This window comes from Bradyrhizobium sp. 142 (genome assembly GCF_023074015.1).
Taxonomy (GTDB): Bacteria; Pseudomonadota; Alphaproteobacteria; order Rhizobiales; family Xanthobacteraceae; genus Bradyrhizobium.
On record NZ_JADPKQ010000181.1, the window covers coordinates 1 to 13814 of the forward strand.

Consider the following 13814-nt stretch of genomic DNA (forward strand, 5'->3'; position numbering starts at 1 on the left):
GGCATCGGGGCGCTCCTTGGATCAGACAAAAGTCCTTCTCGCAAAAGAACTTTCGCTGATTCGCGCCCCGATGCGCCTCAACACTGTGAGAAATGCGGGTTAGCTCGTAGGATGGGTAGAGCAAAGCGAAACCCATCACGTGAAAACGAACAGATTGTCCAGTCTTTGATGGGTTTCGCTTCGCTCTACCCATCCTACGGCCGCGACCATCCCGCTTAATCCGCTCCCCCATTTGATCTCCATGTGGATGCTGGATATTCTCAATCCAGCATGGCTCAGAGAGTCATGCTATAAATCGCGGAACCAACCTGTTCGAAGGATGCGGATGAAGAGCGCGACGCTCCTGGCTTTTAGCTTTGTGTTTGTTGGCGCCTGTTTGCAGGACAGCGCGAGAGGACAGGCTTCAGTCGCTCCGCCGGTTTCGCTTGCTCCGCCCAAAGCATCACCACAAGTGGGCGCCAAAAATTCCCCTGCAGCGTCCGACAGAGTGCCGTCGACACCGGCCGCCAGCGGACCTCCATCGTTGCCCAATCCTACCGCCGACTACGATGGCTTTAGCGTCGGCACCGTCGAAGACGATGACACGCCAGACCAGCCGAAGCGATCGATCAGGGCACGTGCAGCAAAGGGCTCAAAGCCCGATCTGGATACGAATGGCACCACCGCGCAGCAATCGATCGATCAGGAAGATGAGGCGTTGAAACGTAAGCTGACGATCTGCAAAAGCTGCAAGTAGGAGGTTTTTCACCGTTGGCCAAGGGCCGACCTACGGCTGGCAAGCCTGAGCTGCTGAACGCTCGCGCTGCATACCTGACCTACCGCAGCCCTCACGTGCCCCTGCTTTACGCCTCTCCAATTTCCTGATCCTCTCTCCTCAATCGGCCGGACCAACCGGCCTCGCCAGGGAGAGAGACGCCATGAAGCTCGGCACCGCGATTGCGGAAATCATGAAGCGTGAGGGGATCGAGATCCTCTGCGGTTACCCCGTCAACCATTTGATCGAGCATGCGGCGAGCGCCGAGATCCGGCCCGTGATGGTGCGGCAGGAGCGCGTCGGCATTCACATGGCGGATGCGATCTCGCGCGTGACGTCGGGACGCAGCATCGGCGCGTTCTGTATGCAGCATGGGCCCGGCGCCGAGAATGCCATGGGCGGGGTTGCGCAGTGCTTTGGCGAATCCGTGCCCGTGCTGGTGCTGCCGATGGGCTATCCGCGCCGGCTGTCGCATATCGAGCCGAACTTCAATTCCAGCGAGGTGATGAAGGCGTTTGCCAAATCGTCCGAGCCGATCATCCTGGCGAGCGAGGTCGCCAACATCTTCCGCCGTGCTTTCACAAAACTGAAGAACGGCCGCGGCGGTCCCGTCATCGTCGAGATCCCCGCGGACATGTGGAACGAGGAGGTGCCGGAGCCGCTCGACTACACGCCGGTGCTGCGCACCCGCTGCGGCGCCGATCCCGTGCATGTGAAGGAAGCGGCTGCCCTGCTCGTCAACGCAAAGCGTCCGGTGATCTACGCCGGCCAGGGCGTGCATTACGCGCAGGCCTGGCCGCAACTGAAACGGCTCGCGGAACGGCTGGCCATTCCCGTTACCACCAGCTTGGGCGGCAAATCGTCATTTCCGGAAACGCACCCGCTCTCGCTCGGCTCAGGCGGCCTTGCGGTGCCGCGCGCCGTGCCGAAGTTTCTCGCTGAAGCCGACGTCATCTTCGGCATCGGCTGCTCCTTCACCGAGACCAGCTTCGGCATCGCCATGCCGAAGGGCAAGACCATCATCCACTCCACGCTCGATCCGAACCATCTCAACAAGGATGTGGAGGCGAAGATCGGCCTCGTCGGCGATGCCGGCCTCGTGCTCGATGCCCTGCTCGACGAGATCGGCAAGACCATCACTTCCGATCGGGATGCCTCGGCGGTTGCCGCCGAGATCGCGGCCTCGCACAAAGAGTGGCTGGCGAAATGGATGCCGAAGCTCACCAGCAATGATGCGCCCTTGAGCCCCTATCGCGTGCTGTGGGACCTCCAGCACACCGTCGACATCCGCAACACCATCATCACCCACGATGCCGGCAGCCCGCGCGACCAGCTCTCGCCGTTCTGGAAGGCGGTCGAGCCGCTGTCCTATCTCGGCTGGGGCAAGACGACGCAGCTCGGCTACGGCCTCGGGCTTGCGATGGGCGCCAAGCTCGCAAAACCCGACAAGCTCTGCATCAACGTCTGGGGCGATGCGGCGATCGGCTTCACCGGAATGGATTTCGAGACCGCGGTGCGCGAGCGCATCCCGATCATGTCGATCCTGCTCAACAATTTTTCGATGGCGATCGAGCTGAAGGTGATGCCGGTCTCGACCGAAAAATATCGCTCGACCGACATTTCCGGCGACTATGCCGCGATGGCGCGCGCCTTCGGCGGCTATGGCGAACAGGTGACGAAGGCTGAGGACATTATCCCGGCGATCAAGCGCGGTATCCAGAAGACGCAGGAAGGCACCCCTGTGCTGCTGGAGTTCATCACCAGCAAGGAGACGGAGGTGTCGCGGCCGGGAACGTAACGCGGTTTGGCGGCAAAACTTGCTGTCGCGTGCGCTGGCTCCGGCCGCAGGAGATGTGATAATCCGCCCTGGTGCCGCGCACGTTGCGGCATCAGGCCGGATTGCAAATGACCACCCCTTCCAACGAAATCGAGAAACTCGAGCGCCGATTGCAGTCGGCCACCGCCGAGAACGCGCAGCTTCGAAGCGAGCTTGCGATTGCTCGCGATCGTCAGCGCGCCAGTGCCGAGATCTTGCGCACCATCGCGGCCTCGCCTTCCGATGCCCGGCCGGTCTTCGAAGCGATTGCGTCCAGCTCTAAACGTTTGCTCGGCGGCTTCTCCGCCACCGTGCTTCAGTTCATTGGGGACGAGCTGCACCTCGTGGCGTTTACACCAACCAGCCCGGAGGCGGACGCGGGACTGAAGGCATCGTTCCCGCGGCGGATCGCGGAATTTCCGACCTTCGCGCTGGTTCGTGGCGGCGAGACGATCCAGTTTCCCGACAGCGAAGCCGATGACGTCCCGGAGCTGAACCGGGATCTGGCGCGGCTGCGCGGCTTCCGCAGCGTCCTGTTCATGCCGCTGATGAACCGGGGCACGCCGGTCGGCATGATCAGCGTTACGCGCGCCGAGCCCGGCGCGTTTGCACCCGACCACGTGCAACTCCTCCAGACCTTCGCCGATCAGGCGGTGATCGCGATCGAGAATGCGCGGCTGTTCAACGAGACGCAGGAGGCACTGGAGCGCCAGACCGCTACGGCCGATATCCTCAAGGTGATGGCAGGCTCGCCATCCGACGTGCAGCCGGTGTTCGATGCCATCGCCGCCAATGCCAACCGTCTGATCGGCGGCTTTTCCACGGCGGTCCTTCGCTATGTCGACGGCGCCGCGCATCTGGCGGCGTTCACGCCGACGGATCCGGCCGGCGACCGCGTGCTCCAGGCTTCGTTTCCCGTGCCGTTCGCCCGGTTCCCACCGTATGGGCTGGTGGCGAGCGGCATGGCGGCGCAGCTGCCCGACACGGAGCTCGAGCCGGCCGCGCGCGACATCGCGCGCGCCCGCGGCTATCGCAGCATGCTGTTCGCGCCCTTGATGAGCGAGGGCGAAGCCATCGGAATCATCATCGCCACGCGCCGGGCGACCGGCAGCTTCGATGAGCACCATGTCCGGCTGCTGCAGACCTTCGCCGACCAGGCCGTGATCGCGATCAAGAATGTCAGCCTGTTCAACGCGACAAGGGAGGCGCTGGAACGGCAAACCGCGACCGCTGATATCCTCAAGGTGATCGCCGCCTCGCCGTCCGATGTGACCCCGGTGTTTCAGGCCATCTCCGACAGTGCCAAGGCGCTGGCCGGTGGGCATTCCTCCGCCGTCACCCGCGTCATCGATGGCATGCTGCACTTGGCGGCGTTCACCACCGACACGGAGGCCGGCAACGCCGATCTGCTCAGCTCATTCCCGACACCGCTGGCGGCATCTGGCATTCACAGCCGGGTGGCGAGGAGCGGTGTGTTCGCGTTCCGCAGCGACATGCAAAACGAAGCCGACCTCACGGAGGCGATGAAGGAGCTGGCGCGGACAAGAGGCTATCGCAGCATCCTGGTCGTCCCGATGCTGCGCGATGGCCTTGCGATCGGAACCATCGGTGTCACGCGACCTCAGCCAGGTCCGTTCCCGGACAAGACAATCAGTCTGCTTAAGACCTTTGCCGACCAGGCCGTGATCGCCATCGAGAACACGCGGCTGTTCAACGAGGTGCAGGACCGCACCAGGGACCTTGCCAAATCGCTCGATGATCTGCGCGCCGCGCAGGACCGGCTGATCCAGACCGAAAAGCTGGCTTCGCTCGGCCAGCTCACCGCCGGCATTGCGCACGAGATCAAGAACCCGCTCAACTTCGTCAACAATTTTGCATCGCTCTCCGCCGAGCTGACGGACGAGCTGAACGAGGCGCTTGCGCCCGTCCCGCTCGCAGACGATGTGCGCGCGGAGGTCGACGAGCTGACGGGGCTACTGAAGGGCAATCTCGACAAGGTTGTGCAGCACGGCCGGCGCGCCGACTCGATCGTCAAGAACATGCTTTTGCATTCGCGCGAGGGCGCGGGCGAGCATCGGCTAACCGACATCAACGCCCTGGTCGAGGAGAGCCTCGACCTCGCCTATCACGGTGCGCGGGCGGAGAGGCCGCAGTTCGACGTCACGCTCGCACGCGAGCTCGATCCGAACGCCGGCACCGCCGAACTGTTTCCGCAGGAGATCACCCGGGTACTGCTGAACCTGATCTCAAACGGCTTCTACGCACTGGAAAGGCGCGGCAACCGCGAAGGCGTCGCGCCCACGCTCAGCGCCGCGACGCGCGACCGCGGCGCCGACGTCGAGATCCGCATCCGCGACAACGGCGCCGGCATTGCGCCCGACGTAAAAGAGAAGATGTTCAATCCCTTCTTCACGACGAAACCCGCCGGCGAGGGTACGGGCCTCGGCCTCTCCATCAGCCACGACATCATCGTCAAGCAGCACGGCGGCACGATCGACGTCGATACGCGCCCGGGCGAGTTCACCGAGTTCATCATCCGCTTGCCGCGGAACAGCAGCTTTTCGGATAGTGGCCGCGACTAGCGGCCGCTATTCCGCCATCTCGACGGGTTGCGTCGTGGAGGGGCCGGCGAGCGGCCGCTCCTCCATCGCAATCAGGCAGAGCGCGGCGGTGGTCATCAGCGCGGTTGCGGCACCGAAGACGTAGCGGAATGCGTGCCGCATGTCGTCGGCGGGAATCGCATTGACCGCGCCGGCGGCGTGATGCTCGCCGGCGAGCGGGACGTCGGCGCCGAGCGCGATCAGCAGGATGGCGGCGAACGCTGCGACCGTGAACGACGACATCAGCGAGCGGAAGAAGTTCATCGCGCCGGTGATGGTGCCGACTTGCGGACGGGCAACCGAATTCTGCAGCGAGACCACGCAGACCGGGAAGGTCGTGCCAAGCCCGAGCGCGAATGCCGCCATCAAGGTCAAGAGCCCCCACAGCGGCAGCGTGGTGAGCATGAGGCCCAGTGCGCAAATCGCGGCCCATGACGTGCCGATGATGGCGACGCGCTTGTAGTGCTTCGCGCGCGCCATGGTGCGGCCGGCGATCGCCGCGCCGCAGGTCGAGACCGCGGCGAGCGGAATCAGCGCAAGCCCAGCCTCGCTAGCACTGAGGTGATAGACCGCCTCGTAGTAGAGCGGGAGCTGCACGGTGAGACCGGTGATCGCACCGAGCCCGCAGCCGCCGGCCGTCAACGCGAACGGCGCGACCTTGCCGCCCAGCAGCGGAAGCGGCAGGAACGGCTCGTCCGCCCGGCGCGCGTGCCAGACGAAGGTGACAGCGAGCGCGACAGCGCCGCCCACCATCGACAGAACGGTCGGCGAGAGCCACGGATAACGCGTGCCGCCCCAGGTCAGCACCAGCATGAACACCACAGCCGAGGCCATCAGCAGCACGCCGCCGAGCCAATCGACCTTGCGCTTGCGGTGGAACACCGGGATCTTCTTCATCTTCGGCAGCAGCATCGCGATCGCCGCAGCGGCGAGCGGCAGGTTGATCCAGAAGATCATCGACCAGTGCAGATGTTCGGCAAACACGCCACCGATGACGGGCCCGAGGATGCCGCCGACCATCCAGACGCTGGAGAAATAGGCTTGGTATTGGCCGCGCTCGCGTGGGCTGACGACGTCGGAGATCACGGTCTGAACCACCGGCATGATGCCGCCGCCACCGAGCCCCTGGAGCCCGCGCGCCAGGATCAGCATCGGCATGTTCGGCGCGACCGCGCACAGCACCGAGCCGGCGACGAACAGGCTGAGCGAGATGATGATCATGACGCGGCGGCCGTAGATGTCGCTCAAGGTTCCGAACACCGGCGCGACCGCGGTCGAGGCGAGCAGATAGGCCGTGATGACCCAGGAGAGATTGGATACGTCGTTGAACTGGCGCCCGATGGTCGGCAGCGCGGTCGCGACGATGGTCTGGTCGAGCGCTGCCAGAAACATCGTCAGCATCAGGCTGATGACAATGGTGCGGACCTCGTCCGAGGTCAGCGGTGCCGGCGGCGCGATGGACGGCGCGTCATCGACGCTCAAGACCTCGGTCGGAAGGCGGGACAGCTCTTCGGCGATGTCGTCGGGCAATGTCTGGGCGTCGGCAGATTGACGGCTCTGCCGTTCGAATTTGTTCATTTCGATCGGACGTCGGGGTTGCGGCGCAATGCCACGAAGGATTCGTTCTATCGAAACAATCTAAACAGCAAAGTCCTTCTCAGGCAGGCACCATGGCGCATGGGAGCATCCCGCCCTGGGGTCATCGCGAAGACGTGACCCCAGGAAGAACGACGGGTCAGTCCTTTGGACGTCGCTTTAGGCGCGCCCGCTTCGGCAGCTGCGCCGGCCATTGCACGATGTGGTTCTCGAGCTCGTCGTCCGGGATTTCCACCTCGCTGCCCTCGACCCGTCCGCGCACGGAGACGCCGGCCTCGTGCACCGTGTTGGGATCGCCGGACACCAGCGGATGCCACCAATAGAGATCGCGCCCCTCCGCGACGAGCTTGTAGCCGCAGCTCGGCGGCAGCCAGTTCAGGGTGCGGACATTGGCCGGGGTCAGGCGGACGCAGTCCGGAACCTTGTCGGAGCGATTCGGGTAGTCCTTGCAGCCGCAGGTCGCCCCATCGAGCAACTTGCAGCCGACATGGGTGAAATAGATCTGCCCGGTGTCCTCATCCTCGAGCTTGTTCAGGCAGCAGCGCCCGCAGCCGTCGCACAGGCTTTCCCATTCGGGCCCCGACATCTCTTCCAACGTCTTGGTTTTCCAGAAGAATCCTTCCTGGTCTGAAGGTCGTTTGCGAGCTGCGGTCATGCGCCTCAACAAGATTCGAAAGAGCTACGGCTAGGGTCATCTAGGGCGTGCGGCCATGAAGCCGCAAGCGGCCCTCCAGTAAGGCCCGTATTGAACCGGGGTCAATTAGGCCTGTTGTTCAAAATCCCGAGCCTGACCATTGGTTTATAGGCCCCGCTCGGCTAGAAGGAACAGTAAGTCCCCACGGACGCGAACCGGGCGCCTTGGGTTTGCCGCAACATTCCCGCAAGACGTCTCGATGCCGCCCCGGCCGGGTGCTTGAACGCTTTCGAACCGAGCCTCAAGGGTTCTAGGTGCGCCAGATCATACCACCGCATTGGAAGGCCTGGGTCCGGAATTTCTTCCTGGACCTCGATGCGCGCATCGACTCCTCGCTGTTCTCCTCGGCCAAGGGCATCCGTGAGCTCTACGAGCGCTACTCGACCTTCATGGACCGCTTCTATGTCGGGCGGTGGAAGCGCTGGGTGTTCATCGAGCCGCTGTCGGAGGCCGCCACCCTCGGGCTCGGCGGCCTGGTGCTGATGCTCACTCTGGCTATTCCCGCTTTCCGCGAGACGGCGGATGAGGACTGGCTGAAGAAGTCCGATCTCGCGGTCACCTTCCTCGACCGCTACGGTAACCCGATCGGCAGCCGCGGCATCAAGCACAACGACTCGATCCCGCTGGAAGACTTTCCGGACGTGCTGATCAAGGCGACGCTGGCGACCGAAGACCGCCGCTTCTACGAGCATTTCGGCATCGACATCGCCGGCACCGCGCGCGCGCTCGTCACCAACGCCCAGGCCGGCGGCGTCCGCCAGGGCGGTTCCTCGATCACCCAGCAGCTCGCCAAGAACCTGTTCCTGAGCAACGAGCGCACCATCGAGCGTAAGGTCAACGAGGCCTTCCTTGCGGTATGGCTGGAATGGCGGCTGAGCAAGAACGAGATCCTCAAGCTCTATCTCGACCGCGCCTATATGGGCGGCGGCACCTTCGGGGTCGACGGCGCGGCGCATTTCTACTTCAACAAGTCCGCGCGCGACGTGACGCTGGCGGAAGCCGCGATGCTCGCCGGTCTGTTCAAGGCGCCGACCAAATACGCGCCCCACATCAACCTGCCCGCCGCGCGCGCCCGCGCCAACGTCGTGCTCGACAACCTCGTCGATGCCGGCTTCATGACCGAGGGTCAGGTGTTCGGCGCCCGCCGCAACCCGGCCTTCGCCGTCGACCGCCGCGACGAGGCCTCGCCGAACTATTACCTCGACTATGCCTTCGACGAGATGCGCAAGCTGGTCGACACCTTCCCGAAGTCCTACACCGAACGCGTGTTCGTGGTCCGCCTCGCGATCGACACCAACGTGCAGAAGGCCGCCGAAGACGCGATCGAGAACCAGCTGCGCCAGTTCGGCCGCGACTATCATGCGACTCAGGCTGCGACCGTGGTGTCCGATCTCGACGGCGGCATCCGCGCGATGGTCGGCGGCCGCGACTATGGCGCAAGCCAGTTCAATCGCGCCGTCGACGCCTACCGCCAGCCTGGCTCGTCATTCAAGCCCTATGTCTACACCACCGCGCTCCTGAACGGTTTCACGCCAAATTCGATCGTGGTCGACGGCCCGGTCTGCATCGGCAATTGGTGCCCGCAGAACTATGGCCATTCCTATTCCGGCTCAGTGACGCTGACCCAGGCGATCACGAGATCGATCAACGTGGTGCCGGTGAAGCTGTCGATCGCGATCGGCCAGAAGGAACAGCCGAAGGCGCCGAACCCGGCCAAGATCGGCCGGGCCAAGATCGTCGAGGTTGCCCGCCGCTTCGGCCTCAAGGCCCCCCTGCCCGACACGCCGTCGCTGCCGATCGGCTCCGATGAAGTCACCGTGCTCGAGCACGCGGTGGCCTACGCGACCTTCCCAAACAGGGGCCGCGCCGTGACGCCGCATTCGGTGCTGGAGGTGCGCACCGGCGCTGGCGACCTCGTCTGGCGCTGGGACCGCGATGGTCCGAAGCCGCGACAGGCCATTCCGCCGAACATCGCCGCCGACATGGCCGGCATGATGAGCCACGTCGTCAGCGAAGGCACCGCGCGCCGCGCCGCGCTCGACGGCATTCCGACCGCGGGCAAGACCGGCACCACCAACGCCTATCGCGACGCCTGGTTCGTCGGCTACACCGGCAACTTCACCTGCGCGGTCTGGTACGGCAATGACGACTATTCACCGACCAACCGCATGACCGGCGGCTCGCTGCCGGCGCAGACCTGGCACGACATCATGGTCGCCGCCCATCAAGGCGTCGAGGTCAGGGAAATTCCCGGCATCGGCATGGGCCAGAAGCTGCCGCCGCACCCGACGGCAGCGCAGGCCAATGCGGCGCCGAAGGTGCTGGAGACCAAGCCCGGTCCACCGCCGGTGCTGACCAAGCGCGGCGCCGATATCCTGGTGCGCGTCGAGAAGCTGCTCGACGATGCGGCGAGGACCGCGACCAAGGCGGCCGCCGACGACACGACGAAGCCTGGCGGGCCCGCGGCGGCCTCGAGCGCGCTCGCCTTTCCGCAGAACTACGCGGAAGAGAACGCGAACTCCTCCGCCCCGCGCAAGAACTGACAAGATCCCGTGCGGCTGATCCTCATCACATTGACAGCGTTGCTGCTCGCCACCGTCGTCGGCGTCGGCACCACCTGGATGACGACGACGCGCGGTACCGAGATCGGCACGCTGACGATCGGCCCCTGGAAGGCCCGTCCGCGCACCGGCACCGCGGACGTCGATCCCTATTCGCGCGCCACCATCGTGCGCAACGGCGAGCTGCCGATCGGCACCGGCGACGGCGTTGCCTTCACTGCGACCGCCGACGACAAGAGGAAGGCGCTCGACGGCCGCTGCGATGTCCTCGTCTCCGGCGTGACGCCGCCGGCGCGGTTCTGGACGCTGACGCTCTATGACCGCAAGGGACACCTCGTCGCCAATTCGCTGCAGCGCTACGGCTTCACCAGCCAGGAGATCGTCCGCCAGTCCGACGGCTCGTTCGAGATCCGCATCGCCTCGCGCTCGCGCGCCGGCAACTGGCTGCCGACCGGCGGCATCGAGCGCTACGCCTTGATGCTTCGGCTCTACGACACGCCGGTGGGCGTTGCGACGCGCACCCAGCGCGATGCGCCGATGCCGACGATCACGACGGTGGGCTGCTCATGATCCGGCTGCTGTTCACCATCGTTGCCGGCATTGTCCTCGGCCTCGTGGTCCATCTCGTCAGCGTGCTGGCGCTGCCGCGCATCGCGACGCAGGACGCCTATTCGCGGCTGACGCCGATGACCAAGCTTAACGGCGTCACCCAGCTTCCGCTTGCCGATCCCAACACCTCGCCGATGCCGTTCATGGATCCGGCTTTTGCGCTGGCGATCTGCCGCTACGATCTGTCGAGCGGGCCGATCAAGCTCACCGTGCCCGTCAGCCAGGCCTACACCTCGGTGTCGTTCTACACCCGCAACGAGATCGCCTATTACGCGATCAACGACCGCTCGGCGGGCAGGAAGGTGATCGAGCTCGACCTGATGACGGAGGCGCAGCACAACGAGCTGCCCGAGGACGAAGAAGTCACCGCGGCCGACCGCCTGATCATCGACTCCCCGAGCACCACGGGCCTGATCGTGATGAAAGCGCTCGCCCCCGAGCCGGGCCTGATGCAGCAGGCGCAAGGCTCGCTGGCAGCTGCGACCTGCGCGCCGCAGACCGAGCCGCCGGCCAAGGCCGAAGCTCCGCGCGGCCGGCGGTGATGCGGAACGTTTTTGCGGCCTGAAACAAAAAGCTGCAAAACAACCCCATGCACAGTAGCCGAGGCATTGGAATCATTCGACTAACGCTGTTCGGTCGGCGATACAGATCGACCGCGCGCATGCGCCTTTGACTCGTCGGGCAAAACACTGGCAGAGTGGCAACATCGAAAGTTCGTGACACCCGCGCGGAGCAATCCGCCGCGGGTTTTTTCATGTCGGAGCACAGATTGCCATGATCGAAGTATCGCTGTCGTCCGCCGCAGTCAGCAATGCCACCAGTGAAACCATACACGGACGCCTTTCCTAGTGGATGATCTGGCTCAGAAAGGCTTTCGCTCGTTCAGTGTTGGGCGCGCGGAAGAAGGTCTCGGGGTCGGCTTCCTCGACGATGGACCCACGATCCATGAAGATCACCCGATCCGCGACTTCGCGGGCAAAGCCCATTTCGTGCGTGACGCAGACCATGGTCATCCCATCCCGCGCGAGTTCCACCATGGTCTCGAGCACCTCGTTGACCATCTCCGGATCAAGCGCAGAGGTCGGCTCGTCGAACAGCATGATCTTCGGCTTCATGCAGAGGGCGCGCGCGATGGCAACGCGCTGCTGCTGCCCTCCTGAAAGCTGCCCCGGATATTTATTCGCCTGATCATGAATGCGCACCTTTCGCAGATACCCGATCGCACGCTCGTGTGCCTCCGCGCGGGCCAGATCGCGCACCTTCATCGGCGCCAGCATGCAGTTCTCGGCGACCGTGAGGTGCGGAAACAGATTGAAGCTTTGGAACACCATGCCGACCTCGCGGCGGACGCTGTTGATGTCGCCCATCCGGTTCGTCAGCTCAACGCCATCGACGACGATCCGGCCGCCATCGTGCTTCTCGATATGATTGATGCAGCGGATCAGCGTCGACTTGCCCGAGCCGGAGGGCCCGCAAAGCACGATCTTCTCGCCCATCGTAACACTGAGATTGATGTCGCTGAGGGCGGTGAAACGTCCGAACCGCTTCACCACGCCCTCCACAGCGACGATGGGCAAGGATCGGTTCGTCTTGGTCACGGCAGTCTTTTGATGCATCTTCATCTCCAAGGACGGCGCTTCTCGTACGAGCCCCTATCAGCGCACTCCGGCGATCGCATAGCGCTTGCGCAACAACGCGACGCATTGGGATGCCGCCGAACTGATGGCGAGGTAGACCACGACAACCACGAGGTACATCTCGACGAGACGGCCGTTGAGCTGCGCAAGTTTCGAGGCTGCACCGAGCAGGTCAGTCAGCGAAAGCACGTAGACCAGCGAGGTGTCCTGGAACAGGATGATGGTCTGGCTCAGGATGATCGGGCTGGCCACGCGGAGCACCTGCGGCAGGATCACGCTCCGATACGTCTCGAAGGTGGACAATGCGAGGGCCTGGCACGCCTCGAACTGTCCCCGGTTCACGGCGCGCAATCCGACGCGAATGATCTCCGAATAGTAGGCCGCCTCGAACAGGCCGAAAGTGATGAAGGCCGTCCAGGTGGCGCCGATCGGAATCGGACGGCCATTGCCGGCGAGATGGCCAAGCACGATCGGTACCAGGAAGAAAAACCAGAACAGGACGAGGATGAGGGGAATCGAGCGGATCAAGGCGATGTAGCCGCGCACAATCTTCCCGATCACGGGCACCTCGAATTGCTGCAAGAGCGCAAAGCAGGTGCCGAGGATCATGCCGACGACGAAAGCCACTGCGGTCAGCGCCAGCGAAAACAGCAAACCGGACCAGAGATAGGGCCACGCCTGCAGAACAATCGAGAAATCGAGGCTGTTCATTTCGCGACCTCCATCGTCTCAGGCAAAGCGCCGACCTGTTGCATGTCATCGGCCATGCCCGGCTCGATCGCATCCGCTGCCCGTGCGGCGCCCGGAATCCGCACCGCCCTGTCGATCATCGCCATCCCCTGGTAGGCGATCAGCGCCAGCGCGAGATAAATCAGTGTCGCGGCGCCGAACGCCGTAAAGGTCTGGAAAGTCGCCTCACTGATCTGGCGAGCCTGAGCGGTGAGCTCCATCAACCCGATCGTGAGCGCAACGGAGGTATTCTTGTAGATGCCCATCACCTCGCTGGTCAGGCTTGGCAAGATCAAGCGCAACGCCTGCGGCAGGACGATATGGCGATAGGTCAGATATCCGGTGAGCCCGAGCGCGCTTGCCGCCTCGGTTTGGCCCTTCGGCAGGGCCTCGATCCCGGCCCGGATCTGCTCGGCGATCCGGGCAGCGGTGTAGAGGCCCAAGCACACGAGCGCCGGGAAGAATGATCCCCAGGGCGGCGGGATCTGCTTGATGGCGTTTCCGAGCGCAGGCGGAACAATCTCCGGCAAGACGAAGTACCAGAGAAACATCTGCGCAAGGACCGGAATGTTGCGGAATATCTCCACATACACGCGCGCAAGCGCTGCAACGATCCGGTTCTGTACGGTCCGGCCGACCCCGATGACAACCCCGATGGCAAAAGCAATCCACCAGCCGAAGAAAGCCAGGGCCAGGGTCCAGCCGAGGCCCGACAGAAGCCAGTCGATGTAGCGCTGGCCATCGGCCGTTTGCTCAAGAAGCACTGCGAACATCGCGAACCTTGGGCTCCAAATGACGGAGGATCAGCTTGCGGAACA

The 13814-nt window shown here is 64.1% G+C and carries 11 protein-coding genes; 6 read left to right on the forward strand and 5 right to left on the reverse strand.

Annotation, left to right across the window (positions count from 1 at the left end; all coding sequences use genetic code 11):
• The first annotated feature begins 325 nt into the window (after nt 1–325).
• The 3 genes from IVA82_RS16735 to IVA82_RS16745 all read left to right on the forward strand — a co-directional run bounded on the left by IVA82_RS16735 (nt 326) and on the right by IVA82_RS16745 (nt 5152).
• Entirely contained in the window at nt 326–736 is a 411-nt protein-coding gene (locus IVA82_RS16735) for a hypothetical protein (RefSeq protein ID WP_247381140.1), read from the forward strand.
• Nucleotides 737–863: 127 nt separating this feature from the next.
• The gene (locus IVA82_RS16740; RefSeq protein ID WP_346658668.1) at nt 864–2552 is read left to right on the forward strand and encodes a thiamine pyrophosphate-requiring protein; all 1689 of its coding nucleotides are present in this window, start codon (nt 864–866) and stop codon (nt 2550–2552) included.
• 107 nt (nt 2553–2659) lie between these two features.
• The gene (locus IVA82_RS16745; protein ID WP_247381144.1) at nt 2660–5152 is read left to right on the forward strand and encodes a GAF domain-containing protein; all 2493 of its coding nucleotides are present in this window, start codon (nt 2660–2662) and stop codon (nt 5150–5152) included.
• A 6-nt stretch (nt 5153–5158) separates the two neighbouring features.
• On the opposite strand, the gene IVA82_RS16750 is transcribed toward IVA82_RS16745, so the two are convergent.
• A complete protein-coding gene (locus tag IVA82_RS16750) occupies nt 5159–6748 on the reverse strand; it encodes an MDR family MFS transporter (protein ID WP_247381146.1) in 1590 nt (529 codons plus the stop codon).
• 157 nt (nt 6749–6905) lie between these two features.
• Entirely contained in the window at nt 6906–7421 is a 516-nt protein-coding gene (locus IVA82_RS16755; RefSeq protein ID WP_148740006.1) for a YcgN family cysteine cluster protein, read from the reverse strand.
• 293 nt (nt 7422–7714) lie between these two features.
• Here IVA82_RS16755 and IVA82_RS16760 point away from each other — a divergent pair, with 293 nt between their 5' ends.
• From IVA82_RS16760 to IVA82_RS16770, 3 genes are read left to right on the forward strand one after another with little or no spacing between them, the layout of a single operon-like run.
• Nucleotides 7715–10003 carry a PBP1A family penicillin-binding protein gene (locus tag IVA82_RS16760; RefSeq protein ID WP_247381148.1) on the forward strand — a complete coding sequence of 763 codons (2289 nt, stop codon included), beginning with the start codon at nt 7715–7717 and terminating at the stop codon, nt 10001–10003.
• Between the two features lie 9 nt (nt 10004–10012).
• Entirely contained in the window at nt 10013–10591 is a 579-nt protein-coding gene (locus IVA82_RS16765; protein WP_247381150.1) for a DUF1214 domain-containing protein, read from the forward strand.
• Complete coding sequence (locus IVA82_RS16770) at nt 10588–11172, forward strand: DUF1254 domain-containing protein (RefSeq protein ID WP_247381152.1); 585 nt, start codon at nt 10588–10590, stop codon at nt 11170–11172. Before IVA82_RS16765 ends, IVA82_RS16770 begins: the two co-directional genes overlap by 4 nt.
• Nucleotides 11173–11475: 303 nt before the next feature.
• Here IVA82_RS16770 and IVA82_RS16775 read toward each other — a convergent pair whose 3' ends face one another.
• From IVA82_RS16775 to IVA82_RS16785, 3 genes are read right to left on the reverse strand one after another with little or no spacing between them, the layout of a single operon-like run.
• Entirely contained in the window at nt 11476–12246 is a 771-nt protein-coding gene (locus IVA82_RS16775) for an amino acid ABC transporter ATP-binding protein (RefSeq protein ID WP_249815295.1), read from the reverse strand.
• Nucleotides 12247–12285: 39 nt separating this feature from the next.
• Nucleotides 12286–12978 carry an amino acid ABC transporter permease gene (locus IVA82_RS16780; RefSeq protein WP_247381154.1) on the reverse strand — a complete coding sequence of 231 codons (693 nt, stop codon included), beginning with the start codon at nt 12976–12978 and terminating at the stop codon, nt 12286–12288.
• Nucleotides 12975–13769: an amino acid ABC transporter permease gene (locus tag IVA82_RS16785; RefSeq protein ID WP_247381155.1), complete on the reverse strand. Its 795-nt coding sequence runs from the start codon at nt 13767–13769 to the stop codon at nt 12975–12977. The genes IVA82_RS16780 and IVA82_RS16785 overlap by 4 nt, the downstream gene beginning before the upstream one ends.
• Between the last annotated feature and the right edge of the window lie 45 nt (nt 13770–13814).

Excerpts from the sequence above, each read along its gene's own strand:
- IVA82_RS16735 (WP_247381140.1), top strand. The coding sequence starts at position 326 with ATGAAGAGCGCGACGCTCCTGGCTTTTAGCTTTGTGTTTGTTGGCGCC.
- IVA82_RS16745 (WP_247381144.1), top strand. The coding sequence starts at position 2,660 with ATGACCACCCCTTCCAACGAAATCGAGAAACTCGAGCGCCGATTGCAG.
- IVA82_RS16750 (WP_247381146.1), bottom strand. The coding sequence starts at position 6,748 with ATGAACAAATTCGAACGGCAGAGCCGTCAATCTGCCGACGCCCAGACA.
- IVA82_RS16755 (WP_148740006.1), bottom strand. The coding sequence starts at position 7,421 with ATGACCGCAGCTCGCAAACGACCTTCAGACCAGGAAGGATTCTTCTGG.
- IVA82_RS16770 (WP_247381152.1), top strand. The coding sequence starts at position 10,588 with ATGATCCGGCTGCTGTTCACCATCGTTGCCGGCATTGTCCTCGGCCTC.
- IVA82_RS16775 (WP_249815295.1), bottom strand. The coding sequence starts at position 12,246 with ATGCATCAAAAGACTGCCGTGACCAAGACGAACCGATCCTTGCCCATC.
- IVA82_RS16780 (WP_247381154.1), bottom strand. The coding sequence starts at position 12,978 with ATGAACAGCCTCGATTTCTCGATTGTTCTGCAGGCGTGGCCCTATCTC.
- IVA82_RS16785 (WP_247381155.1), bottom strand. The coding sequence starts at position 13,769 with ATGTTCGCAGTGCTTCTTGAGCAAACGGCCGATGGCCAGCGCTACATC.